Below are 23392 nucleotides of genomic sequence, written 5' to 3'. Positions count from 1 at the left end.
TAATTTTGACCGCCCAATGTGTGATTTTTTTGCGTCCCCGTAGCCTTCCGGAGCCTGATTATGCAGGCTTCGTGCCGGCTTTTTCTGTGACCATCACCACATTTGTATTTCCTGCGAATCCGGGTAGCTTTTTCAACGACTTGCAGGGGGTGGCGCGCGGCTGGGAGCGTGCCGGCCGGCGCCCTCGGCCAAATTCCCGCGACCAGGTATTTCATGAGCTTTCAATATTTTGCCGGCGCCGCCTGCCGGGCGCTGACGGCGCGGAAGGACGGCCCCTCGCTTTACGACGTTTGCGATCCCGTATTGGCCGTTGCGGCCAGCGGCGATCCGCATCTGGCCAAGTTCTACAAGACCGCGCTCGGCAATCCCGCATTGCGGGTGCTGCTGCGCCGGGCCGGACTGCCCGAGCTGCGCGACGAAGGGAAGCTGGCCCGGCTGCGCCAGGCGCTGGTGCGCGCCCGCGACGAAGCCGAGCCCGATTGGGCGGCGGTCGGCCAGCCCGTCGCCGATCTCGTCGACAGCATCGCGCTGGATCATCCCAAGCCGCCGCCGGCCATGTTCACCGGCGCCACGCCGCGACAATCGCAGATCGACGGCGTGATCCGCGACTGTGCGCAGCATCTGCTGGGCTCGTACCGCAAGAATGGCTTTCTGCCGACCTACGCCGCGTTCAACCTGATCGGCGATCCCGATTTCCGTGGCCGCGAACTGACCATGGCGCTCACGGGTCTCAACGCGCGCGGCTACAAGAACTCCTCGCTGCTGTTCAACCTCGCCCGTGTCTTCATCGCGCGATCGCCGGCGCGCGCCGTCGTCAATCCGCCCTGGCGAGGGATTGCCGAACCGATGTGGGAGCCGGTGCAGATCCGGCACCGCTCGGCCTATTACGACGCGTTCTTCATCGAGGCGCTGTTGAGTTACGTCGAGACCGGCCTCGCCTCGCTCGCCGACAAGATGGCGGCGGAACGCGCGGTCGCGGACATGGTCGATTTCTGTGTCAACATCAGCCGCGAAGAGGTCGAGGGCATCGACAGGGCGCGGTTCAACGTCATCACCGCGCTCGCGCCCGCACCGCATCCGCGCTTCTCCCGCTACTTCGCCCAGATCAAGCAGGACCTCGGCTTCGGCGTCTACGTGCCGGATTGCGACACCACGGCGTGCTCGATCTCCGCGGCGACGCAGGCCGGCTGCACCGATCCAATCCTCGACCAGCCGCTGCTGGATTTCTATGCAGGCTATCAGGTGCGCGCCGGCGTCAACGAGCCGCGCGTGACCGTGCCGATCAACGACAATATCGACTATGAGGGCGGGGTTGCGACCTGGATCGACAACCTCAAGGGCGAGCGGCCCTATGGCAACGATCTCGATCCGACGCTCAATCTCGACATTCTCGAGGTCAGCTTTCGCAACCTCGCGCGCTGGAAAGTATTAGAGACGCCGGCGCGGCTTGCCACCGTTCATCGCATCATCGGCTTCCAGAAGCGGCTGGCGGCGAGCGGCACCTTCGCCAATCCGCGCTCGCACATCTATTATCTGCCGGAGCTCTACAGCGCCTATTTCGGCCGCTGCTACGCCGCCTTCCTGGCGCTGCCGCTGGCGGCGCAGGCCGTCATCGATCCCGACGGCGATTTCGATTTCATCCGCCACCGCGTGCTCTCCTACGTCAAGGGCGAGCTGATGGCCGCCGAGATGAACGTGTTCGACGCAGCGCTCGCCCTGATCGCGCTCGGCCATCTCGGCGCCGATCCGCGCGCCTTTGCGCCGGCGCTGAACGTGATCGTCGCGAGCCTGGGCGAAGGCGGCCGCCGCGGCCCGTTCCGCGCCTATGAATGGAACAAGATGAAGACGCCGACGCGGATTTTGGTCGGCGGTCCGGAGGTCACGTCGGCGTTCGTGCTGATGGGGCTGGCGGTGGCCAAGCGGGCGATGACGCGGGGATAGGTTAGGTAGGGTGGGTTAGCGAAGCGTAACCCACCACTTCTGCCGCCGTGGAGGCGAAAGAGGTGGGTTACGCCTTCGGCTAACCCACCCTACAAAAACTTCGCTCGATGACAGTAAGTTGAAAGCCCAACTGCCTTGCATATGCTGGCCGGGCGGACAAAAGCCGACCACAATTGCGCGGTCTATCGCAATTTCCATCACACGCGGACCGGCATGTTGCGAAAATTCCTGATTGCGCTGTCATTGCTTGGCTTCTCCTTGCCGGGCTTGCCGTCGCCGGCTGAGGCCGCCGACATCACCGGCACCGCAAAGGTTCGCGCCGGCGACGCGGTGGTGATCGGCAACACGCGGATCAGGCTCGGCGGCATCGACGCGCCCGCGGTCGACCAGCTCTGCCTCAACAACAAGGGCGAGCGCTGGACCTGCGGCATCGCGGCCCGCGACGAGCTCGCCAAATACGCCGACGGCAAGAGCTGGGTCTGCCATGCGAGGTCGATCGACCGGCGCGGCCGCACCGTGGCGCGCTGCGATGTCGACGGCGAGGACATCCAGAAATGGCTGGTGCACACAGGCTGGGCGCTGGCCTACACCCGGATGTCGCACGACTATGAGGCGGACGAGAAGGCCGCACGGGAGGCCAAGGCCGGCATGTGGCAGGGCGCCTTCATCGCGCCCTGGGACTGGCGCGTGCGCAACAAGAAGACCACCATCCTCGGCGCCACCAAGCCGCCCGACGGAGCGCATGCGATCCTGCTCGCTTCGGCCTCGGGCCCGGTCGCGCCCTCGCCGGACTGCACCATCAAGGGCAACGTCAACACCGCCGGCGAGTGCATCTATCACCAGCCGACCAGCCGTTGGTACACCCAGATCAAGATGAAGATCAGCAAGGGCACGCGCTGGTTCTGCTCGGTGGAGGAAGCCGAAGCTGCGGGCTGCCGCGAGACTAAGAGATAGCCCACGTCAGACCTGCGTTTTCCGGCCTTTTCTTGCACCGCAGCGCCGCGTAAAAGCGTGAATCAGCGACCCACCATCCTGTTCTCAGGCAACAAGGACCAACAGCAATGACCGTTCGCGCGGGCCGGGAATTTCTGGCCATCCCCGGGCCCACCAATATGCCCGACGAGGTGCTGCGGGCGATGCATCGTCCGGCGATCGACATCTACTCCAAGCAGATGACCGATCTGACCGAGAGCCTGCTCAGCGACATCTCGAAACTGTTTGCGACCAAGGGCAAGTCCTACATCTACATCGCCAACGGACACGGCGCCTGGGAAGCGGCGCTGAGCAACGTGCTGTCGCGCGGCGACAAGGTGCTGGTGCTCGAAAGCGGACGGTTCGCGATCGGCTGGGGCAATGCGGCTTCCCTGATGGGTGCCGAGGTCGAGGTGCTCAAGGGCGACTGGCGCCGCGCGGTACGGCCGCACGAGGTCGAGGAGCGCCTGCGCCGCGACAAGGAGCATACGATCAAGGCCGTCGTCGTCGTCCAGGTCGACACGGCGTCTGGCGTGCAGAACGACATCGAGGCGATCGGCAAGGCGATCAAGGCGAGCGGCCACCCGGCGCTGTACATGGTCGACACTGTCGCCTCGCTCGGCTGCATGCCGTTCGAGATGGACAAATGGGGCATCGACGTTGCGATGTCGGGCTCGCAAAAGGGCCTGATGACGCCGCCCGGCCTCGGCTTCGTCGCGGCCAACGCGCGCGCGCTCGAGGTGCAGAAGACGGCCAATATGAGCACGCCCTATTGGAGCTGGAGCGAGCGCGAAGGCAGCGAGCATTATCGCAAATATGCCGGCACCGCGCCGGTGCATCTGCTGTTCGCGCTGCGTCAGGCGATCGACTTGTTGCACGAGGAGGGGCTGGAGAACGCCTTCCGCCGCCACAGCCTGCTCGGCGAAGCCGCGCGCCGCGCCGTCGGCGCATGGTCCGAAGGCCAGGTGCTCGGCTTCAACGTCGCGGAAGCCAGCGAACGCTCCAACACCGTGACCACGGTGACCATGAGCAACGGCCACGATCCGGCAATCCTGCAACGCTATTGCAAGGAGAAGTGCGGCGTCGTGCTCGGCACCGGCATCGGCGATCTCTCGGGACAAGCCTTCCGCATCGCCCATATGGGCCACGTCAACGCCCCGATGCTGCTCGGCACGTTGGGGGTGATCGAGGTCGGGCTGAATGCGCTGAAGATCCCGCACGGCAAAGGCGGGCTCGAAGCGGCGGTCGCGTATCTCGGCGAAGAGGTGGCGGCGTAAACCTGTCGTCCCGGCGAAGGCCGGGACCCATACCGCGTGATCTATCGACAGAGCGCGGTCGCAGTACCGAGGACCGTTTCACTCCGAGTCTTCGCCAAACTCCTCCCTGGGGTTATGGGTCCCGGCCTTCGCCGGGACGACCCGGTTGCTTTAGCCGATACGCTTCAACCTGCGCCTTCAGCTCATCCAGCGACGCAAGTGGCGCCTTCGGATCGACCCGATATTCCCCGTGCGCCAGCCACGACAGCACCTTCGCATCGACGATCGGCGAATGGTGGATGACGTCGCCGTAGTTGTCGAGGTCGTGCGTCACGTCCTTGATCGCCCGGAAATCGTACAGGCGCACATTGGGAAGCTGGGTCAGGCGCTGCGCAATGACGGCCGTGAGGTCGGTGACGATCTTCAGCGTCGCAGGCGAAGCATCGCGCATCGCGACGAATTGCAGGATCGAATAGGGCGGGAAGTAGATGTCGAAGGTCACGTCCGGATGGCGCGCGATCAGGCCGACGGCGTCATGCTCGAAATGCCGCACCATGGCGTCGTAACGATAGCCTTCGCCGAGAAATCGGCTGCGTACGGGATCGGTGATATAGGCGAAGGCCGCGAGCGTCCTTTTCGCATTATAGGCGCGCGCGACGTCGACATCCCGCGGCAGCGCATAGATGTCGTCGACGTCTTCAAGCGCAAACTTGATTGGCAGAAAAGGCGCCGCCCGGGTCAACGGCTGCCGCAACGGCGGAACCGACCGCAGCAATGCGAACAGGGACTCCTTCGCCATCGCCGCGCTGAACACGTACGACGCGATGCCTTTTGCCGTCCCGCGATAGAGATCGGCAGAGAGATAGGGATCCGTCTCGATGTCGGCCGCATCGACAAAGATGAAGTCGTCCATCTGCCAGATCACGCGCTTTGCGCCGCGGTCGATTGCCTGCTCCAGCACAAAGCCCTGCTGGCGCGAATTGGAGCCGGTCATCGCCAACTTCAGCGAGTGCACGCCAAGCGCATGGTCGATGTCGCTCTGACGGAAATGGATCGCGAGCGAGGTACCCATGAAGGCCGCGTCGAACGACTGGCTGCGGATCAGCCCTGCATTCTGCACGCGCGTGTCATCGGAATAGAACGGCGCGATGAGACGCGAGGGCCGGAACAGCTGCAGGGGATCGATGACATAGGTGAGCGCCGCCGCCCCGAGCACGCACGCGATGCTCGCGAAGAGAAGACGCCCTGGATGTGTGAACGCGCCCCGCATCAGAACCGGAAATAGATGAATTCGCTGTGGCTCTGGATACCCAAGATCCCGAACGCCAGCACCAGCGACGCGCCATACAGGACCAGCGGCCGCATCCGTCCGGCCATCAGGCCCTCGCCGACCCTGCGATTGGCGTGGTCGTACCCCATGAGTCCTTGCGTGTTCGGCGCCAGCCACACCAGCGCCGCATAAATTGCGACCTGCACCAGCGCCGCGATCTCCTCGCGGCCGAACACGATGTTCGAGGGATCGGCCATCGCATTCAGAATCCGCATGGCCCAATCGACCCGCTCGGCGCGGAAGAATACCCAGGCGACAACGACGGCGAGAAATGTCAGCACGGCCCCGGCGATGCGAGTTGGGCGCGCGAGCAAGTTCGGAACATTCGGCACCAGCGCGTTGAAAGCGTGATTGACGCAAAGATAGGCGCCATGCAGCGCGCCCCAAATGACAAAAGTCCAGGCCGCGCCGTGCCAGAGCCCGCCAAGCAGCATCGTCAGCAGCAAATTGACATAACGGAGCACGCGGCCGCGCCTGTTGCCCCCGAGCGGGATGTAGAGATAGTCGCGCAGGAAGTGCGACAGCGTCATGTGCCAGCGGCGCCAGAATTCGACGATGCTGACGGCCTTGTAGGGCGAGTTGAAATTGACCGGCAGGAAGATGCCGAACATCAGCGATATCCCGATCGCCATGTCCGAATAGCCGGAGAAGTCGAAATAGAGCTGGAAGGTGTAGGCGAGCGCGCCAAGCCAGGCCTGATCAAAACTCGGCGCGCGCGCATCGAAGGCGAGCGCGACCAGCGGCTGGATGCCGTCGGCAAGGCACGTCTTCTTGAACAGGCCGACCGCAAAGATGATGAGGCCGCACAGGATCAGATGCCCATGCGGACGCTTGGTTTCCTGCCGTTCGAATTGCGGGATCATGTCCTTGTGGTGAAGGATTGGTCCCGCGATCAGATGGGGAAAGTATGTCACGAACAGCGCGTAGTGCGGCAGCGCGTAGGCCGCGACCTGCCGGCGCCATGCGTCAACCAGGAACGCGATCTGGGTGAACGTGTAGAAGGAGATGCCGACCGGCAGCAGGATGTGGACCTCGAAATGCGTGCCGGCCAGTGCATTGATGTTCTCGGTGACGAAGCCGGCATATTTGAAGATGCCGAGCACGAGGAGGTCGCCGGCGACGCCGACGGCAAGTGCCGCCTTTCGTTGCGACGGAGCAAGCTTCGCCACGATCAGGAGATGGCCTATGCCGTAGTTGAAGGCGATCGATATCAGCAACAGGGCGACGAACTGCCAGTTGCCGATGGCATAGAAGGTGAGCGAGGCCACCGCCAGCCAGATCACCGGGGCCAGATTGCTGCGCAGCCCGAGCCAGAAATAGCCAGCCAGCGCGGCCGGCAGGAACAGCAGGATGAACGGGTAGGAATTGAACAGCATCAGGCTGGACCGGCGGCGGGGATAGGAAGCCTAAAGCATAGAAGGGGCCGATCAACAACCCGGCGACTTGGCGCGGTCCTTGGCGCTGTAGCGCTGGCAATTCGCGGAATCGGGACGATATAAGGCAGGACGCATCTGAATGAGGATCGAGTGACACAAGCCAAAACACCTTCCCAGCCTCCCGTCGCCCCGCGCCGGCCGCATTCCTTCACGCGGCACGGCATTACCGTGACCGACGACTATGCCTGGCTGAAGGACGAGAAATGGCAGGAGGTGCTGCGCGACCCCGCGGTGCTCGATCCCGACATCCGCAAATATCTCGACGCAGAAAATGGCTACACCGAGAGCCTGCTCGGCCATACTGCAGCCCTGCAGAAGACGCTGGTGGGCGAGATGCGGGGGCGGATCAAGGAGGACGATTCCAGCGTGCCGTCGCCGGATGGTCCCTTCGCCTATTTCCGCAAATTCCGCGAAGGTGGTCAGCACGAGCTGTTCGGCCGCATGCCGCGCGATGGCGGCGAAGGCCACATCGTGCTCGACGGCGATGCGCTCGCCAAGGACCATACTTATTTCAAGTTCGGCGGCAGCCGGCACTCGAACGACCACAGGCTGCAGGCCTGGAGCGCCGACACCAAGGGCTCGGAATATTTCTCGATCCGCGTGCGCGACTGGGCGACCGGAAAGGACCTCGATGACGTCGTCGAGGAAACCGACGGCGGCGTAGTCTGGAGCAAGGACGCCACGTCGTTCTTCTACGTGAAGCTCGACGACAATCACCGGCCGATGCAGGTGTGGCGGCATAAGCTCGGCACTCGGCAGGTCGACGACACGCTGGTCTACGAAGAGCAGGATTCCGGCTGGTTCACCCATCTGCAGGAGAGCACCAGCGGCCGCTTCTGCGTCATCGCGGGCGGCGACCACGAGACCTCCGAGCAGCGGCTGATCGACCTCGCCCACCCCGACGCACCGCCGCGCCTGGTCGCGGCACGCGAGGAAGGCGTGCAATATTCGCTCGCCGACCGCGGCGACGAACTCTTCATCCTCACCAACGCCGACGAAGCCATCGACTTCAAGATCGTCACCGCGCCGCTCGCCTCACCCGAGCGCAAGAACTGGCGCGATCTGATCCCGTATCGTCCCGGCATCTACATCATCGACCTCGATCTCTATGCCGGCCACATGGTGCGGCTGGAGCGCGCCAATGCGTTGCCGTCCATCGTGATCCGCGACCTCGCGACCAAGGAAGAGCATGCCATCGCGTTCGACGAGGCGGCTTATTCGCTGGATACGATGGGCTCCTACGAATTCGAGACGACGAATTTGCGCTTTGCCTATTCGTCGATGACGACGCCGTCGGAAGTCTATGACTACGACATGGTCAAGCGGACGCGCACCCTGCGCAAGCGGCAGGAGATTCCGTCCGGCCACGATGCTGCCGACTACGTCACGACGCGCATCATGGCGAAGGCGCAGGACGGCGCCGAGGTGCCGGTCTCGATCCTCCATCGCCGCGAGCTCACGCTCGACGGCGCGGCGCCGCTGCTGCTCTACGGTTACGGCTCCTACGGCATGGCGATGCCGGCTTCGTTTAGCGCCAACCGGCTGTCACTGGTCGATCGCGGCTTCGTCTATGCCATCGCCCATATCCGCGGCGGCGCCGACAAGGGCTGGGGCTGGTATCTCGACGGCAAGCGCGAGAAGAAGACGAATTCGTTCGACGACTTCTCAGCCAGCGCCCGCGCGCTGATCGATGCGAAATACACCAGTGCAAAACGCATCGTCGGCCACGGCGGCTCGGCCGGCGGCATGCTGATGGGCGCGGTGGCGAACCGCGCCGGCGAATTGTTCGCCGGCATCGTTGCCGAAGTGCCGTTCGTCGACGTGCTCAACACGATGCTCGACGACACGCTGCCGCTGACGCCGCCGGAATGGCCAGAATGGGGCAACCCGATCGAGAGCGAAAAGGATTTCCGCACCATCCTGTCGTATTCGCCCTACGACAATGTCGCGGCGAAAGACTATCCCGCGATCCTGGCGATGGGCGGGTTGACCGATCCGCGCGTCACGTACTGGGAGCCCGCCAAATGGATCGCGCGCCTGCGCGCAACGATGAGCGGCGGCGGCCCGGTCCTGCTCCGCACCAACATGGGCGCCGGCCACGGCGGCGCCTCGGGACGCTTCAACCGGCTCGATGAAGTCGCGATCGTCTACGCGTTCGCGCTGTGGGCGGCGGGAATGGCGGAGGCGGGGGTGTAAGCGACACCCTGCGCTGTCGTCCCGGCGAAGGCCGGGACCCATACCGCGTGATCTATCCGATAAAGATCGGTGTCAGTACCGCGCGAAAACACGACGACTCCAAGTCTTCGCCAAACTACTCCCTGGGGTAATGGGTCCTGGCTTTCGCCAGGACGACGACGGAGATTGTGGGACGAGTTGTCGTCCTTTACCTTCCGTTCGCCTTCCGCCATGCGGCGAAGTCGGTCAGCGTCTGCGGGTCGGTTGCCGGATAGAGACCGAAAATGCCGCGGCCCTTGTTGACTTCCTCGGTGACGAAATCCTCGAACGCGGTCATCTCGAAGGTCTCGTTGGCGATCTCCTCAGTGAGATGCGCGGGAATCACGATCACACCGTCGCTGTCGCCGAGAATGACGTCGCCAGGAAACACCGGCGCGTCACCGCAGCCAATGGGAACGTTGATCTCGATGGCGTGATGCAGCGTCAGATTGGTCGGTGCGCTCGGGCGATGGTGGTAGGCGGGGATACCCAGCTTGGCGATCTCGGCCGAATCGCGGAAACCGCCGTCGGTAACGACACCGGCGACACCGCGCTTCATCAAGCGCGTGATCAGGATCGCGCCGGCGGAAGCGGCACGTGCGTCCTTGCGGCTGTCCATCACCAGCACGCTGCCTGGCGGGCAATCCTCCACCGCCTTGCGCTGCGGATGGGAGTGATTCCTAAAGACGTCGATGGTGTTGAGATCCTCGCGGGCCGGCATATAGCGCAGCGTGAAGGCTTCACCGACCATGGTCGGCTGGCCGGCACTGAGCGGGTGCACATCCTGGATCATCTGGATGCGCAGGCCACGCTTGAACAACGCGGTGGCGACAGTGGCGGTGGAGACGGATTTGAGCTTGTTGCGGGCGGCTTCGGTGAGTTTGGTCATCTCGTGCTCTCTCTTGTCGTCATTCCGGGCCGATGCGAAGCATCGAACCCGGAATCTCGAGGTTCCGGGTTCGCTTCGCGCCCCAGAACGACGGTGAAACTAGTAGATCGAGGGCTCGCCGATCGGCGCGCCGAAATCAGTTTCAAGGAAGTCGAAGTCGCAGCCGTCATTGGCCTGCTTGATGTGCTTGGTGAACATCCAGCCATAGCCGCGCTCGAACCGGCGCTCGGGCTGCTTCCAGGCGGCGCGGCGCTTTTCGAGCTCGGCTTCCGACACATCGAGATTGATGGTGCGGGCGGCGACATCGAGCGTGATGCGGTCGCCGTTCCGCACCAGCGCCAGCGGCCCGCCGACATAGGATTCGGGGGCGACGTGCAAAATGCAGGCGCCGTAGCTGGTGCCGCTCATGCGCGCATCGGAGATCCGCACCATATCGCGGACGCCCTGCTTCACGAGCTTGGTCGGGATCGGCAGCATGCCCCATTCCGGCATGCCCGGCCCGCCCTGCGGCCCCGCATTCCGCAGAATGAGGATGTGGTCTTCGGTCACGTCGAGATCGGGATCGTCGACCGCCTTCTTCATGGAAGGGTAGTCGTCGAACACCAGCGCCGGTCCGGTGTGCTTGAGGAAGCGCGGCGCGCAGGCGCTCGGCTTGATGACGCAGCCATCGGGCGCGAGATTGCCCTTGAGCACGGCGAGTGCGCCTTCCTTGTAGATGGGATTGGCGGTCGAGCGGATCACGTCGTCATTGTGGACCTCGGCGCCATCGATGTTCTCGCCCACGGTCTTACCGGTGACGGTGATGCAGTCGAGATGCAGATGCGGCTTGATCTGCCCCATCAGCGCCGGCAGCCCGCCGGCATAGAAGAAATCCTCCATCAGATAGGCGTCACCGCTCGGCCGCACATTGGCGATGACGGGCACCTTGCGGCTCGCAATTTCGAAATCGTCGAGGCCGATGTCGAGACCGGCGCGGCGCGCCTGCGCGATCAGATGGATGATCGCATTGGTCGAACAGCCCATCGCCATCGCCACCGCGATCGCGTTCTCGAACGCCTTGTGGGTCTGGATCGTCTTCGGCGTCAGATCTTCCCAGACCATCTCGACGATGCGGCGGCCGCATTCGGAGGCCATACGGATATGGTTGGCATCAGCGGCGGGAATCGAGGAGGCGCCCGGCAGCGTCATGCCGATCGCCTCGGCAATCGCGGTCATGGTGGAAGCCGTGCCCATGGTCATGCAGGTGCCGTAGCTGCGCGCAATGCCGGCCTCGATGTCGAGCCAGTCCTTGTCGGAGATTTTGCCGGCGCGCCGCTCGTCCCAGTATTTCCAGCCGTCCGAGCCGGAGCCGAGCGTCTTGCCCTTCCAATTGCCGCGCAGCATCGGGCCGGCCGGCAGATAGATCGCCGGAATGTTCATCGAGGTCGCGCCCAGCAGCAGCGCGGGCGTGGTCTTGTCGCAGCCGCCCATCAGCACCACGCCGTCGACCGGATGGCTGCGCAGCAGCTCCTCGGCGTCCATCGCCAGCAGATTGCGATAGAGCATGGTGGTCGGCTTGAGCAGCGATTCCGACAGCGACAGCGCCGGCAGCTCCAGCGGCAGGCCACCCGCCATCAGGATGCCGCGCTTGACGTCATCGACGCGCGACTTGAAGTGCATGTGGCATGGCTGCGCGTCCGACCAGGTGTTGAGGATCGCGATGATGGGGCGGTCCTTCCACTCCTCCGGCGCGTAGCCCATCTGCATGGTGCGGGAGCGATGGCCGAACGAGCGGAGATCGTCGGGTGCGAACCAGCGCGCGCTGCGGAGCTGGTCGGGCGTCAGTTTCTTCTTGGTCATGATTGGGTGCCCCATTTCTGCACGGTGTTCCGCTCGATGGCGCGGAAGATCAGGTTTTCGACAAAAAGCCCGATGATGATCACCGTCAAGAGGCCGGCGAAGACCGCAGGTATGTCGAGGAGGTTGCGGTTTTCGAAGATGAACCAGCCGAGCCCGCCCTGCCCCGACGATACGCCGAACACCAGCTCGGCCGCGATCAGCGTGCGCCAGGCAAAGGCCCAACCGATTTTGAGACCGGTCAGGATCGAGCCGAACGCCGCGGGGATCAGGATTTTCGCCACGTAGGGCAATCCGCGCAGGCCGTAATTGCGGCCGACCATGCGCAGCGTGTTGGACACGCTCTTGAAGCCGGAATGGGTGTTGAGCGCGACCGGCCACAGCACCGAATGGATCAACACAAACACCAGACTGCCGTTGCCGAGACCGAACCAGATCAAAGCGAGCGGCAACAGGGCGATCGCCGGCAGCGGATTGAACATCGCCGTAACAGTCTCGAGGAAATCGGTGCCGATGCGGGTCGAGATCGCGAGCACGGTGAAGATCGCGGCGAGCGCGATGCCGGCCGAATAGCCCATGAACAGCACTTTCAGCGACGCCCAGGCCCGCATGGGAATCGTGCCGTCCTTGACGCGGTCGTAGAGCGTAAGGATCGTGTCGTGCAGGGTCGGAAACAGCAGGGGATTGTCGAGGGTGAGGCCGTAGGCCTCCCAGACCGCCGCGAGGAACAGGATGATGACGGTCTTGCGGACAAAACCATCGTTCCACAACAGCTCGAGCACGCTCAGCTTGCGCTCGACTTCGGCTGCGCTACCGGCGACCGGCGCCTCACGTAGCAGAATCCTGGCTTCGCCCATGAAAGGCTCCCCTCAATGCGCCGTTGCTTCGGCGGCGAACAGGAGATCATGAATCTCCTTCTCGAGCCGGCCGGCACTGCCGTCGTCATTCGAGACCTTGTCGACGTCGACCACCTCGGCCTTGACGCGGCCGGGGTGCGGCGACAGCAGCAGGATGCGGTTGCCGATGCGGATCGCTTCCGCAATCGAGTGGGTCACGAACAGCACGGTAAATTTGGTCTCGCTCCAGAGCTGGAGCAGCTCGTCCTGGCAGGTTCGGCGCGTCAGCGCGTCGAGCGCGGCGAACGGCTCGTCCATCAGCAGGATGTCCGGCTCCATCGCCATGCCGCGCGCGATCGCGACGCGCTGCTTCATGCCGCCGGAGAGCGTGTGCGGATAGGCATCGACCACGCGGGTCAGGCCGACCTTCTCGATATAGGCCCGCGCCCGCGCTTCGGCGTCCTTACGCGACAATTTTCGCGCGGTCAGCAGCGGAAACATCACGTTGGCCAGCACGCTCTTCCAGGGCAGCAACTGGTCGAACTCCTGGAAGATCATCATGCGATCGGCGCCGGGACCGTGGATCTCGCGGTCGTTGATGGTCATGCGGCCTTCGCTCGGGCTCATATAGCCGCCGACGGCCTTGAGCAAAGTCGACTTGCCGCAGCCGGACGGCCCGAGCAGCACGAAGCGATCGGACTTGCCGACTGTGAAGCTCACCCTTTCCGTGGCGGTGACGACGGCGCTGGAGGTCTTGTAGCGCAGCGTCACGGAGCTGACGTCGAGCAACGCCATCAGTTGCCCTTCAGATCGTGCGCGACGGGGAGGTAGTAATCGGTCCAGGCCTTGGGCTGGGTCTTCAGGGTCCCGGTCTTGAACAGATGGGCGGCGAATTTCATGGTGCCCTGCGGTTCGAGATTCCACTCCATCATGCCGGGCTCCTTCAGGAGATCGAGCAGCTCTTCCACCGAGGTCTTGTCGCCGGTGATCTCCTTGTAGATCTCGACCGCCTGTCGGGTGTCGCTGCGGATCAGATCCTGCGCTTCCTTGGTCGCATCGCGCACGGCCTGGATGATTTTCGGGTTGGCATCGGCGAACTTCGTGGTCGTGAAGAACTGCGCCTGGCTGAGCGGGCCGCCCATCACGTCAGGCGACGACAGCACGACATGCGCACCCGGCACGTTCTTCAGCTCGAGGAAGGTGAACGGCGGAATCGAGAAATGGGTGTGGACCTCGTGCTTGGTGTTGGACAGCGCCGCATAGGCGTCGGGATGGCCGAGCTGCACCGTGTTGACGTCCAGCTTCGACCATTGGTCGGCACCAAAGGCTTCGGCGGCGGCGATCTGGAGCACGATCGCCTGGGTCGAGACTTTTACGGTCGGCACGGCGATCTTGTCGCCGGGGCCGAAATCCCTGATCGACTTGATGTTGGCGTCGCGGCTGATCAGCGTCATCGGCTGTGCCGAGGTCGCGACGATGCCCTTGACGCCGCCGCGGGTGCGGTCCCACAGCAGCAGCAGATTGCCGGTGCCGGTGTTGAGGATGTCGACGCCGCCCGCGAGCAGCGCATCGGTCTGCGCGCCGCCGCCGGAGAAGGTGACCCATTTGGTGGTGACACCCGCTACCCCGAGCTGGGCTGCGTGTTTCTCGATCAGCTTCTGCTTTTCCATGATGTGGCTCGGCATGTAGAAAATGCCGGGCTGGCGCGACAGCGAGATCTCGGACTTTTGCTGCGCCTTCGCGGGCGAGGCCGTCAGCGCCGTTGCGGCGATCAGGGCGATGGCCGTGAGGCCGCACTGCAATTGCTTGATCATTGTTGTTCGTTTCCTCCGGCCGCCATTGACGAGCGATCACACTGATGCACTAATGTATTAGTGCCTCAAAGGCAAGGCCGGCCGGAGCCCTTCCTATGGAAACACCCCACCCCGCGCCGCGCGCGGCCGCCCGTTCCGGCGCGCGGCTCGACCGGGCCCGGCAGGCGGCACCGCAAGTGTTCGAGCGGCTGCGCAACGCCATTCTCGCGCTCGAACTGCCGCCGGGCTCGCCGCTGTCGCGCACGGATCTCGCCGCACAATTCGGCGTCAGTTCGACGCCGATCCGCGACGCCTTGATGCGGCTGGAGGAAGAAGGGCTGGTCGACGTGTTTCCGCAGCACGCCACCGTCGTCAGCCGGGTCGATGTCGGTCGGGCCGAGCAGGCCCATTTCCTGCGCCAAGCGCTGGAGCTCGAAATCGTCCGGCTGCTTGCGCAGCAGCACAACGAAGCCCTGGTCATACGCCTCGACCACACGATCGCGCTCCAGCAGCAATTCGCCAAGGCCGGAGACTTCCAGAGCTTCATTGCCGGCGACAATGATTTTCACGCGCAGCTTTATGCCGCGGCCGGCAAGCAGGAGCTCTGGACGCTGGTGCGCAGTCGCAGCGGACATATCGACCGGCTGCGCCGGCTGCATCTGCCCTCACCCGGTAAGGCCCAGAACATCCTTCGCCACCACAAGCTGATCACGCGCGCGATCGAGGCCGGCGACGCCGATGCCGCGCAACAGCATCTGCGCAAGCACCTGTCGGGCACGCTGAGCGAGCTCGACACGATCCGGAGCCACTATCCGGAATACCTGACCGACTAGCCTATGGGGCCCGATTGTCGCGAGCGCTTGTGCACGTCACCGTGCATAAGCTGGCGCAACCGATTCGCCTTTTGCGAGCAATTGTCGGATCGATGGCGAAGTGCTTGCAGGCCGGATGCAATCCGCGCAACAATTTCAGAGTTGATGGTTTGATTTGCGGTCGCTGGGAAACCCCATCCGGCCCGGAGGATACCAGACGTGGCCAACATCCTGATCGTGGATGACGACCCGGCCGTGCAGATGACGATTCGGCTGCTCGTGGAGAGGGCTGGTCATCACATCACCGTCGCCGGAGACGGCCGCAAGGGACTTGCGCTGTTCGAAGCCAGCCAGTTCGACCTGCTGTTTCTCGACATCTTCATGCCCGGCATGGACGGCCTGGAGACGATGCGCCACATCCGGGCGCTGCAGCCGGCGATTCCGATCGTCGTCATTTCCGGCCGTTCGTCCACGCCGGATGCTCATGCGGAGCCGGACTTCCTCAAGATGGCGACCAAGCTCGGCGCGGTGGCGAGCTTGCAGAAGCCGTTCCGGGCCGACGCGCTGCTCGCCGCGGTCGCCGGCTGCCTGGACGCGACGCGGACGACATCGGTGAGGAATCCGGATGTCAGCACCGGCCGCCGATGACAAGAACCTTCATTCTGTTCCAACAGAGCACGGGCACGGCCATTCGGGAAGCGGTGCAAATATCACCATGACGCTCGCTACGCGGCTCGCAATCGCGATGATCCTGCTGGTGGCGGTCACCGTGGCCGCAGTCGGCTGGCTCGGCTATCGCAACATCACCCAGGCCGTCATTCCGCGGGTCCTGGAGCGGATCGAAGCCCAGTCGAGCCTGCTGGCCACCCATCTTGAATCCTACGTTGCCGGCGCTCGTGGCGATCTACTCGGTTATCGCTCCGCCGCTGCCATCAATGGCCTGATCCGCGCCCATGTCGGTGGAGGCATCGATGCCGTCGACGGCGTTTCGGAGCAAACCTGGCGCGAGCGCATCGCAGCGCGGTTCGCAGCCGAGATCGACGCGAAACCCAGCTACGGGCAATTTCGAATTATCGGCCTTGACGACGACCAGCGCGAGCTGGTCCGCGTCGATCGCGCCGGCCCGAACGGAGCAGCACGGATCGTCCCCAACAGCGAACTCGAACGCAAGAGCGAACGAACCTACTTCCAGGAGACGATTCGATTGGCGCCGGGCGACGTCTATGTTTCGCCCCTCGATCTCGCCACCCGGCAGGGAGGAACCACGGACCCTCACATTCCGACGTTGCGCGTCGCGACGCCGCTGTTCACGCCGGATAGCAAGCCGTTCGGCATTATCATCGCCAATATCGACATGCGTCCCGCGCTCGATCGAATCCGCTCGACCGCGAGCGCCGGGGGAGAGATCTATGTCGTGAACGCGCGCGGCGACTATCTGGTCCATCCCGATCGCGCGCGGGAATTCGGCACATTGCGCGGCAGCGCAAATGACTGGCGCCGTGACTTTCCGTTCTTTGCAGCGCGGGCCGGCCTGCCGCAAGGATCGGCGCAGCTTACGAGCGACGGGTCGGGCCGGCCGAGTGGAGCGGCAATCGCGCCCGCGCTGCTTGCCGACAAGGAGTGGTTGGCAGTCATCGAGACGGCCCCCTCCTCCGTGTTCAGCCGCGTTCCGGCGGCCATTCAAAAAACCTCCTCGCTGGTTGGCCTGCTTGCCGTCCTTGCCGCAGCTTTGCTTGCGATGCTGCTGGCGCGCTCATTGACGCGGCCGATCGGGCGTTTGACCGCGGCAGTGGAGGCGATCGGCAGCGGACGGCGCGCCGACATTCCCGTCGATGCGAGCGGAGAGACAGGCGTGCTGGCGCGGGCCTTTGCCCAAATGGTCGAAGAAACGAGAGCGAAGACGGCCGCTCTTGAACGCGAGGTCGAGGAACATCGCCGCACCGAGGCCGCGCGAAGCCATCATGAAGCGCGCGAGCGCTTGTTCAGCGCCGCCGTCGAATCCTCCGACGACGCGATCGTGATGCAATCGCTCGACGCCATCATCACCGGCTGGAATGCCTCCGCCGAGCGCCTCTACGGCTATCCGGCGAATGAGGCGATCGGGCAATCCACCTCGATTATCGTCCCACCCGACAGACGCGAGCAAGGCAAGGACTATTTGCGGCGGATCGCCGGAGGCGAACCGATCGAACGCTTCGAGACGGTGCGCCTGCGCAAGGATGGCACGCCGGTCGAAATCTCACTCAGCCTGTCGCCGATCAAGGGCCCATCGGGCGAGATCGTGGGCGCCTCCGGCACCGCGCGCAGCCTGACCGAGGCGCGTCGGGCCGAGCGGGCGCTGCAGCAGCAGCTTGAGGAACGGCGACAACTTTTCGACACCTCGCAGGATCTGATCATGGTGATGGACGCGCGCGGCCACATCGCGCAGATCAGTCCGAGCAGCGAGTCTATTCTCGGCTACCGGCCGGAGCAGATGATCGGCCGCAGCGGCGCCGATTTCATTCATCCCGGCCATCTCGACCAGTCGCGCGACGAGATGCGCGCGCTCAGGCGCGGCGAGCGGCTGAAGCTCGCCGACACCCGCTGCTTCCACAAGGACGGACGCGAGGTCTGGCTGTCCTGGCTCGGTAGCTGGTCCGACCACGCCCAGCGTTACTTCTTCGTCGGGCGCGACATGACCGAGGCGAGGCTCGCACAGGAATCCTTGCGGGAGAGCGAGCAGCTTGCGCGCAATATCGTCGAGACCTCCCTCGACGCCTTCACCCAGACAGACCACACCGGTGCCATCCTGAGTTGGAACTCGCAGGCCGAGAAGCTCTTCGGATGGACGCGTGAGGAGGCAATCGGCAAGAATGCGATCGAGCTTTTCGTCGCCCCCAGTGAGCGCGAAAGCGTCAGGGCCAGACTGAAGCTCTTTCTCGAATCCGAGCAACAATCGCTAGCCAATCCACGGCGCGAACTTTTGGTGCGGCGGCGCGACGGTAAGGAATTCAGGGCCGAGCTCAGCGTCACGGCGCTCCGGCGACGCGAAGGCGTTCTCCTCAATTCGTTCTACCGCGACCTGACCGACAAGATCGCGGCCGATGAACGCATCCGTCATGCCGAGAAGATGGAGGCGGTCGGCCAGCTCACCGGCGGCGTGGCGCACGACTTCAACAACATCCTCACCGTCATCACCGGAACGATCGAGATCCTGGCCGATGCGGTGGCCAAGGAGCCGGAGCTCGCGGCGATCACGAAGATGATCGACGAAGCCGCCGGCCGTGGCGCCGAGCTGACGCAGCATCTGCTGGCGTTTGCGCGCAAGCAGCCGCTCCAGCCGCGCGAGATCGACGTCAACGCGCTGATCATCGACACCGCGAAATTATTGCGGCCGACGCTGGGCGAGCAGATCCATATCGAATCAGTGTTCGAGGACGAGAACTGCGTCGCGACCGTCGATCCGAGCCAGCTCACCACCGCGATCCTCAACCTCGCGCTCAATGCCCGCGACGCCATGCCCGGCGGCGGCAAGCTGATCGTGGAGACGGGCGCGGCCTATCTCGACGAGGTCTATGCCAGCGTCAACGACGTCCCGCCGGGCCACTACGTGCTGATCGCCGTGAGCGACACCGGCAGCGGAATTCCCGCCAACATGCTGGCCCGGGTGTTCGACCCCTTCTTCACCTCGAAGGGACCGGGCAAGGGCACCGGCCTCGGGCTTTCGATGGTCTACGGCTTCATCAAGCAGTCCGCGGGCCATATCAAGATCTACAGCGAGGAAGACCACGGCACCACGATCAAGATGTATCTGCCGCCCGGCAAGACGCCGACGGCGGTCGGCGAGAGCGTGACGCCGGCGACCATCGAGGGCGGACACGAGACGATCCTGGTGGTCGAGGACGACCGGCTGGTGCGCGACTACGTGCTGGCACAGCTGCATTCGCTCGGCTACGTCACCTTGCAGGCTGCGAACGCCGCGGAGGCGCTCGCAATCGTCGCCGCCGGAAAACCGTTCGACCTCCTGTTCACCGACGTCATCATGCCCGGCAAGATGAACGGACGACAGCTCGCCGATGAACTGCAGAGAACGCGTCCCGATCTCAGGGTGCTCTACACGTCCGGCTATACCGAGAACGCGATCATCCATCACGGCCGGCTGGATTCGGGCGTTCTACTGCTGGCGAAGCCCTATCGCAAATCGGATCTGGCGCGGGCCATCCGCAAGGCGTTGAGCAGTTGATGTGAGGGGCCGTAGCCCGGATGGAGCGCAGCGCAATCCGGGACGTGTCTTGCCGTGGACACGGATCCCCGGATTTCGCTGCGCTCCATCCGGGCTACTGACCGATAAATTTACGACGCGCGCTGGGCCGCGGTCATCACGATCCGGATCAGATCGGCGGCATTGCGCGCACCGAGCTTCTTCATGATGTTGGCGCGGTGGTCCTCGATGGTGCGCGGGCTGATGCCGAGCGTGCGGCCGGCCTCCTTGTTGGAGGCGCCGGCGGCGAACTGCTCGAGCACCTCGCGTTCCCTGCGCGTCAACGGCTCGCGTCCGGGGAAATGCAGCGAACCGAACTTCGGCGCCGCGTTCTCCGACTGCCTGCGTGCATAGGCACCGATCGCCTCGTCGAGCCGGCCGACGATCTCGCTGCCGCGGAACGGCTTCTCGATGAAGTCGAGCGCGCCGCTCTTGATGGCCCCCACCGCCATCGCGATATCGCCTTGCCCGGAGATCATGAAGATCGGTGCCGGATAGTCTTCGCCGTGCAGCTCATTGAGAATGTCGAGACCCGACTTGCCGGGAATGTGCACGTCGAGCAGGACTGCTGCAGGTGTGCGGCTTCGCGCGACGGAGAGCAATGCTGCGCCGTCCGCAAAACAGATCACCTCATAGCCCGCCGCCTTCAACACCATCGACAAGGTGTCGCGAACGGCAGCGTCGTCGTCGACCACGAAGATTTCACCGCGAGAGCTTTGTTCGGCCATGTGCCACACATCCGGTTGGCATGAAGGACTCGCGTCCGCCCCAACCGTTATGGCGTTCGGCGCGGATTCGGCCCACCGTATTTGTACGGGACATGGACATAACGCACAAGTAGCGGCAAGGCGCCTAATTGCAGAGGACGGAGAATATCCATGCTAAATTGGGCGCTACGCCGCCTCTCGTCGCAATGCCCGAAATCGAGAGCCGTGAGCTGATTGCGGCTGACCTTCGCATGCTGATCTCGCAGATCGAGACCAGTATGCGCCGGACCGCCACAGCCATGGATCAAGAACACGGCAGCGATCCGGAAGGTTCCGCCGACGTCTTCGTGCTCGACGATGTCACACCCCGGCATGCCACGGCGATCGCCGCTCTCGATGCCTGCCGGGCCGGCCTTGGCAACGCCCTGGAATGCCTGTCGGAAGCCGGCAGCACGGTGTAGATCGCGATCGCTGCGACGCGGCAACCGCATTCTTTCATCGCATGGCGGCCCGCGGCTCAGGCGCGGTGCCGCTCCACGATCGCGTCGGTGGCGACGCCACCCCAGGTGTGCATCGCCGGCAGGCCCATCGCGGTCTTGCCGAGATTGGCGAGGCTGATGCGCAATGCGGCCAGATCCAGCGGCTTGGGCAGGCTCTGGAGCTCGATCCCGACGGAACGGGCGAAGCTGCGGGCGGCGCTGCGGCGCTTGCCGTCCATGCCGCTGATGACGATCACGGCGCCGCCAAATTTCGCCTTGGCCATCTCGCCCAGCACGTCGATGCCGTCGCCATCCTCCAGCACGAGATCGAGTGTCACGCAGTCGAAACGCGCAGTGCGGAGTTTTTCGATCGCTTCGGCCACGGACGGCGCCACGGTGACTTCGTGGCCGGCCTGCTTGGCCGCGACCGTGATCAGGCTGCGCTGCGTGGCGTCGTCATCGACCACCAGAAGCTGAAGTGCGCGCCGCTCGGCGCCGTCGGGCAGGTTTGACGGGACAGGTGAGAAAGAGCTTCTGGGCATTACCGTATCCTGAGATTGAGACCGGCAATGGATACCCGGTTCGCGCTTAGGCGACGTAAAGCCGCGACGGCAAATTCAGTCGGATGTTTCAGCAAATGTGAACCAATGTCGCGGAGCACGGCGACGAGACGCACGTGAAGATCACGCCGCCTCGTCACGGCCACCGGCTGCGCCGCGCTTCTTCCGGTTCTTGCCACGCAGGAATTGGATGTCCATTTCGACGCCGTTGACGCGCACCAGTTCGCAGCGGCGATAGGCAAGGCCGGTGGACGACAGCAGCAGGAAGAACTCTTTCAGGTTCAGGCCCTGAATCGAGCCTTCCACCGTCAGGACGGCGTCGGTGTCGGAGATCGCGTTGAGCTTGCAGTCGCGGCGCCAAGTGCCGTCGATGGCCATGATGCAGACATCATAGCCGCGACTGAATGTCACGCGTTCCGCGCCCTTGCCATCCTCGGCCATGCCTATCGTCCTGCCATGACCGCTACGCGCGGCGCGGCGCCGGCGAGAGCCGGCTTGGCGGCCGCGGCACGCGGGTCGTTCGGCTTGTAGAGACCGCGCCGCTCCGGAATCGGTCTGAACGTGTCGGTCAGTCCGACCACCGTTTCGGCCGCGCCCAGCACCAGGAAGCCGTCTCCCTCGATCTGACGAGCCAGGCGGTTGAAGATGTTGATCTTGGTGTCCTGATCGAAATAGATCAGCACGTTGCGGCAGAAGATGACGTCGAAGGTGCCGAGCTGAGCGAAATCGTGCAGCAAATTGAGCTGCCGGTGCTGGATCATCGCCCGCAGCTCGGGATTGATCTGCCAGGTCTCGCCGGTCTGCTTGAAATATTTCATCAGCATCTGGATCGGCAGGCCGCGCTGCACTTCGAACTGGCTGTAGATGCCGGCCTTGGCCTTCTCGAGCACCTCCTGCGACAGGTCGGTCGCGATGATCTCGACGCGCCAGCCGGTCAGGGCCGCACCCATCTCCTTCAGGCTCATCGCCAGCGAATAGGGCTCCTGCCCGGTCGAGCCGGCGGCGCACCAGATGCGCACGCTGCGGCGGCCGGCGCGGGCCTTGATGATCTCCGGCATGATGGTGTCGCGGAAATGATCGAAGGGGACCTTGTCGCGAAAGAAGAAGGTCTCGTTGGTGGTCATCGCCTCGACCACGCTGGTGACGAGCGCGCCCGAGCCAGCGCCTTGCAGCTTCTGCACGAGCTCGCCGATGCCGGAGATGCCGGCCTTGCGCGCCAGCGGCAACAGCCGGCTTTCAATCAGATATTGCTTGTCTGCGGACAGATCGAGGCCGGAATGATCCCTCAGGAACTTACGCAGATACTCATACTCGGTCGGGGTCACGGATAGGCCTCTCGGAAGCTGTACTGGGAACACTCTGGCTGGAACACTTCGCCAGATAACTCAGACCATGGCTTGTCCGACCGGGATCAAGCCGACTTCAGCGAATTTGTCGGCGATGATGTCTTTGTCGAAGGGCTTCATGATGTACTCGTTGGCGCCGCCGCTGAGCGCCTGAGCGATATGAGCCACGTTGTTTTCGGTGGTGCAGAACACGACCTTGGGCTGGTCGCCGCCCGGCAGGCGGCGCATGTGGCCCATGAACTCGAAGCCGTCCATCACCGGCATGTTCCAGTCCAGCAGCACAGCGTCGGGCAGCTTGTGCTGACAGACCTCGAGCGCTTTGGAGCCGTCCTCGGCCTCCGTGACTTCGAATTCCAGGCCTTCCAGGATCCGGCGTGCGATCTTGCGCACGACGCTTGAATCATCGACCACCAAACACGTCTTCATTTTGGTTCTCCGGCTTCGATGTTTTTGGGGCTCACGCAGCCATCTGTACTTCGGTTTTGAGCTCGAGGACGCGGTCGACGTCGAGGACGACCATGAGCTGGCCGTCGAGACGGTGGACACCGCCGGCGAGCTTGGCCATGCGGGGATCGAGATTGACGGGGTTTTCTTCCATGCCGTCCTCGGCGAGCCGCAGCACTTCGCCGATCTGGTCGATCAAGAGGCCGTAGGATTCACCGCGCAGGTCGACGCCGACCGCCATCGGGATCTTGCCGTCCTCGGGCTTGGGCAGGCCGAGCCGGGCGCGCATGTCGACCACGGT

General features: G+C 64.0%; 21 protein-coding genes. 8 read left to right on the top strand and 13 right to left on the bottom strand.

The window, feature by feature from the left end:
- Positions 1–213 precede the first annotated feature (213 nt).
- The 3 genes from ABIB66_RS39320 (at position 214) to ABIB66_RS39310 (ending at position 4190) form a co-directional block, all read left to right on the top strand.
- On the top strand, positions 214–1941 hold the full coding sequence (locus tag ABIB66_RS39320) for a hypothetical protein (protein ID WP_354210701.1): 1728 nt from the start codon (positions 214–216) through the stop codon (positions 1939–1941).
- A 213-nt stretch (positions 1942–2154) separates the two neighbouring features.
- A complete protein-coding gene (locus ABIB66_RS39315) occupies positions 2155–2895 on the top strand; it encodes a thermonuclease family protein (RefSeq protein ID WP_354210716.1) in 741 nt (246 codons plus the stop codon).
- A gap of 107 nt (positions 2896–3002) precedes the next feature.
- Positions 3003–4190: a pyridoxal-phosphate-dependent aminotransferase family protein gene (locus ABIB66_RS39310; protein ID WP_354063258.1), complete on the top strand. Its 1188-nt coding sequence runs from the start codon at positions 3003–3005 to the stop codon at positions 4188–4190.
- A gap of 112 nt (positions 4191–4302) precedes the next feature.
- Here ABIB66_RS39310 and ABIB66_RS39305 read toward each other — a convergent pair whose 3' ends face one another.
- Together ABIB66_RS39305 and ABIB66_RS39300 are read right to left on the bottom strand one after the other, a co-directional pair.
- Positions 4303–5439, bottom strand: coding sequence for a hypothetical protein (locus ABIB66_RS39305; RefSeq protein WP_354210702.1), 1137 nt, complete (start codon positions 5437–5439; stop codon positions 4303–4305).
- Positions 5439–6875: an MBOAT family O-acyltransferase gene (locus ABIB66_RS39300; RefSeq protein ID WP_354210703.1), complete on the bottom strand. Its 1437-nt coding sequence runs from the start codon at positions 6873–6875 to the stop codon at positions 5439–5441. Before ABIB66_RS39300 ends, ABIB66_RS39305 begins: the two co-directional genes overlap by 1 nt.
- A 150-nt stretch (positions 6876–7025) precedes the next feature.
- Here ABIB66_RS39300 and ABIB66_RS39295 point away from each other — a divergent pair, with 150 nt between their 5' ends.
- Positions 7026–9131, top strand: a complete 2106-nt coding sequence (locus ABIB66_RS39295) for a S9 family peptidase (protein WP_354210704.1) — start codon at positions 7026–7028, stop codon at positions 9129–9131.
- A 187-nt stretch (positions 9132–9318) separates the two neighbouring features.
- On the opposite strand, the gene ABIB66_RS39290 is transcribed toward ABIB66_RS39295, so the two are convergent.
- The 5 genes from ABIB66_RS39290 to ABIB66_RS39270 form a co-directional block, all read right to left on the bottom strand.
- Positions 9319–10038 (bottom strand): ribonuclease activity regulator RraA, encoded by a 720-nt coding sequence (locus tag ABIB66_RS39290; protein ID WP_354210705.1) that lies wholly within the window; start codon positions 10036–10038, stop codon positions 9319–9321.
- A gap of 99 nt (positions 10039–10137) precedes the next feature.
- Entirely contained in the window at positions 10138–11877 is a 1740-nt protein-coding gene (gene araD / locus ABIB66_RS39285; RefSeq protein WP_354210706.1) for an L-arabinonate dehydratase, read from the bottom strand.
- Entirely contained in the window at positions 11874–12731 is an 858-nt protein-coding gene (locus ABIB66_RS39280) for an ABC transporter permease (RefSeq protein WP_027515055.1), read from the bottom strand. Before ABIB66_RS39280 ends, araD begins: the two co-directional genes overlap by 4 nt.
- Before the next feature lie 12 nt (positions 12732–12743).
- The gene (locus ABIB66_RS39275) at positions 12744–13505 is read right to left on the bottom strand and encodes an ABC transporter ATP-binding protein (protein ID WP_354063246.1); all 762 of its coding nucleotides are present in this window, start codon (positions 13503–13505) and stop codon (positions 12744–12746) included.
- Positions 13505–14524 carry an ABC transporter substrate-binding protein gene (locus ABIB66_RS39270; protein ID WP_354210707.1) on the bottom strand — a complete coding sequence of 340 codons (1020 nt, stop codon included), beginning with the start codon at positions 14522–14524 and terminating at the stop codon, positions 13505–13507. Before ABIB66_RS39270 ends, ABIB66_RS39275 begins: the two co-directional genes overlap by 1 nt.
- Before the next feature lie 95 nt (positions 14525–14619).
- On the opposite strand from ABIB66_RS39270, the gene ABIB66_RS39265 reads away from it, so the two are divergent.
- The 3 genes from ABIB66_RS39265 (at position 14620) to ABIB66_RS39255 (ending at position 19537) form a co-directional block, all read left to right on the top strand.
- Entirely contained in the window at positions 14620–15336 is a 717-nt protein-coding gene (locus ABIB66_RS39265; protein WP_354210708.1) for a GntR family transcriptional regulator, read from the top strand.
- Between the two features lie 198 nt (positions 15337–15534).
- Positions 15535–15963: a response regulator gene (locus ABIB66_RS39260; RefSeq protein ID WP_354210709.1), complete on the top strand. Its 429-nt coding sequence runs from the start codon at positions 15535–15537 to the stop codon at positions 15961–15963.
- Positions 15941–19537: a PAS domain S-box protein gene (locus ABIB66_RS39255; protein WP_354258827.1), complete on the top strand. Its 3597-nt coding sequence runs from the start codon at positions 15941–15943 to the stop codon at positions 19535–19537. The genes ABIB66_RS39260 and ABIB66_RS39255 overlap by 23 nt, the downstream gene beginning before the upstream one ends.
- A gap of 110 nt (positions 19538–19647) precedes the next feature.
- Here ABIB66_RS39255 and ABIB66_RS39250 read toward each other — a convergent pair whose 3' ends face one another.
- Complete coding sequence (locus ABIB66_RS39250; RefSeq protein ID WP_007604420.1) at positions 19648–20283, bottom strand: response regulator transcription factor; 636 nt, start codon at positions 20281–20283, stop codon at positions 19648–19650.
- Positions 20284–20513: 230 nt separating this feature from the next.
- On the opposite strand from ABIB66_RS39250, the gene ABIB66_RS39245 reads away from it, so the two are divergent.
- Positions 20514–20723, top strand: a complete 210-nt coding sequence (locus tag ABIB66_RS39245) for a hypothetical protein (RefSeq protein ID WP_354210711.1) — start codon at positions 20514–20516, stop codon at positions 20721–20723.
- Positions 20724–20779: 56 nt separating this feature from the next.
- On the opposite strand, the gene ABIB66_RS39240 is transcribed toward ABIB66_RS39245, so the two are convergent.
- The 5 genes from ABIB66_RS39240 to ABIB66_RS39220 all read right to left on the bottom strand — a co-directional run.
- Positions 20780–21283 carry a response regulator gene (locus ABIB66_RS39240; protein WP_354210712.1) on the bottom strand — a complete coding sequence of 168 codons (504 nt, stop codon included), beginning with the start codon at positions 21281–21283 and terminating at the stop codon, positions 20780–20782.
- A 141-nt stretch (positions 21284–21424) separates the two neighbouring features.
- Complete coding sequence (locus ABIB66_RS39235; protein WP_275174420.1) at positions 21425–21742, bottom strand: PilZ domain-containing protein; 318 nt, start codon at positions 21740–21742, stop codon at positions 21425–21427.
- Between the two features lie 2 nt (positions 21743–21744).
- The gene (locus ABIB66_RS39230) at positions 21745–22626 is read right to left on the bottom strand and encodes a CheR family methyltransferase (protein WP_275174421.1); all 882 of its coding nucleotides are present in this window, start codon (positions 22624–22626) and stop codon (positions 21745–21747) included.
- A gap of 60 nt (positions 22627–22686) precedes the next feature.
- Positions 22687–23073 carry a response regulator gene (locus ABIB66_RS39225; RefSeq protein ID WP_007598955.1) on the bottom strand — a complete coding sequence of 129 codons (387 nt, stop codon included), beginning with the start codon at positions 23071–23073 and terminating at the stop codon, positions 22687–22689.
- Positions 23074–23104: 31 nt separating this feature from the next.
- The coding region (locus ABIB66_RS39220) for a chemotaxis protein CheW (protein WP_354210713.1) at positions 23105–23392 on the bottom strand (288 nt) is incomplete at its 5' end.

This window comes from Bradyrhizobium sp. F1.13.3 (assembly GCF_040548265.1).
GTDB lineage: Bacteria > Pseudomonadota > Alphaproteobacteria > Rhizobiales > Xanthobacteraceae > Bradyrhizobium.
This window is presented reverse-complemented; position numbering and strand designations above follow the sequence as displayed.

Bases quoted from the DNA above. Each gene is read 5' to 3' on its own strand.
- ABIB66_RS39320 (WP_354210701.1), top strand. From the start codon at position 214: ATGAGCTTTCAATATTTTGCCGGCGCCGCCTGCCGGGCGCTGACGGCG.
- ABIB66_RS39315 (WP_354210716.1), top strand. From the start codon at position 2,155: ATGTTGCGAAAATTCCTGATTGCGCTGTCATTGCTTGGCTTCTCCTTG.
- ABIB66_RS39310 (WP_354063258.1), top strand. From the start codon at position 3,003: ATGACCGTTCGCGCGGGCCGGGAATTTCTGGCCATCCCCGGGCCCACC.
- ABIB66_RS39305 (WP_354210702.1), bottom strand. From the start codon at position 5,439: ATGCGGGGCGCGTTCACACATCCAGGGCGTCTTCTCTTCGCGAGCATC.
- ABIB66_RS39300 (WP_354210703.1), bottom strand. From the start codon at position 6,875: ATGCTGTTCAATTCCTACCCGTTCATCCTGCTGTTCCTGCCGGCCGCG.
- ABIB66_RS39290 (WP_354210705.1), bottom strand. From the start codon at position 10,038: ATGACCAAACTCACCGAAGCCGCCCGCAACAAGCTCAAATCCGTCTCC.
- araD (WP_354210706.1), bottom strand. From the start codon at position 11,877: ATGACCAAGAAGAAACTGACGCCCGACCAGCTCCGCAGCGCGCGCTGG.
- ABIB66_RS39280 (WP_027515055.1), bottom strand. From the start codon at position 12,731: ATGGGCGAAGCCAGGATTCTGCTACGTGAGGCGCCGGTCGCCGGTAGC.
- ABIB66_RS39275 (WP_354063246.1), bottom strand. From the start codon at position 13,505: ATGGCGTTGCTCGACGTCAGCTCCGTGACGCTGCGCTACAAGACCTCC.
- ABIB66_RS39270 (WP_354210707.1), bottom strand. From the start codon at position 14,524: ATGATCAAGCAATTGCAGTGCGGCCTCACGGCCATCGCCCTGATCGCC.
- ABIB66_RS39265 (WP_354210708.1), top strand. From the start codon at position 14,620: ATGGAAACACCCCACCCCGCGCCGCGCGCGGCCGCCCGTTCCGGCGCG.
- ABIB66_RS39255 (WP_354258827.1), top strand. From the start codon at position 15,941: ATGTCAGCACCGGCCGCCGATGACAAGAACCTTCATTCTGTTCCAACA.
- ABIB66_RS39250 (WP_007604420.1), bottom strand. From the start codon at position 20,283: ATGGCCGAACAAAGCTCTCGCGGTGAAATCTTCGTGGTCGACGACGAC.
- ABIB66_RS39245 (WP_354210711.1), top strand. From the start codon at position 20,514: ATGCTGATCTCGCAGATCGAGACCAGTATGCGCCGGACCGCCACAGCC.
- ABIB66_RS39240 (WP_354210712.1), bottom strand. From the start codon at position 21,283: ATGCCCAGAAGCTCTTTCTCACCTGTCCCGTCAAACCTGCCCGACGGC.
- ABIB66_RS39235 (WP_275174420.1), bottom strand. From the start codon at position 21,742: ATGGCCGAGGATGGCAAGGGCGCGGAACGCGTGACATTCAGTCGCGGC.
- ABIB66_RS39225 (WP_007598955.1), bottom strand. From the start codon at position 23,073: ATGAAGACGTGTTTGGTGGTCGATGATTCAAGCGTCGTGCGCAAGATC.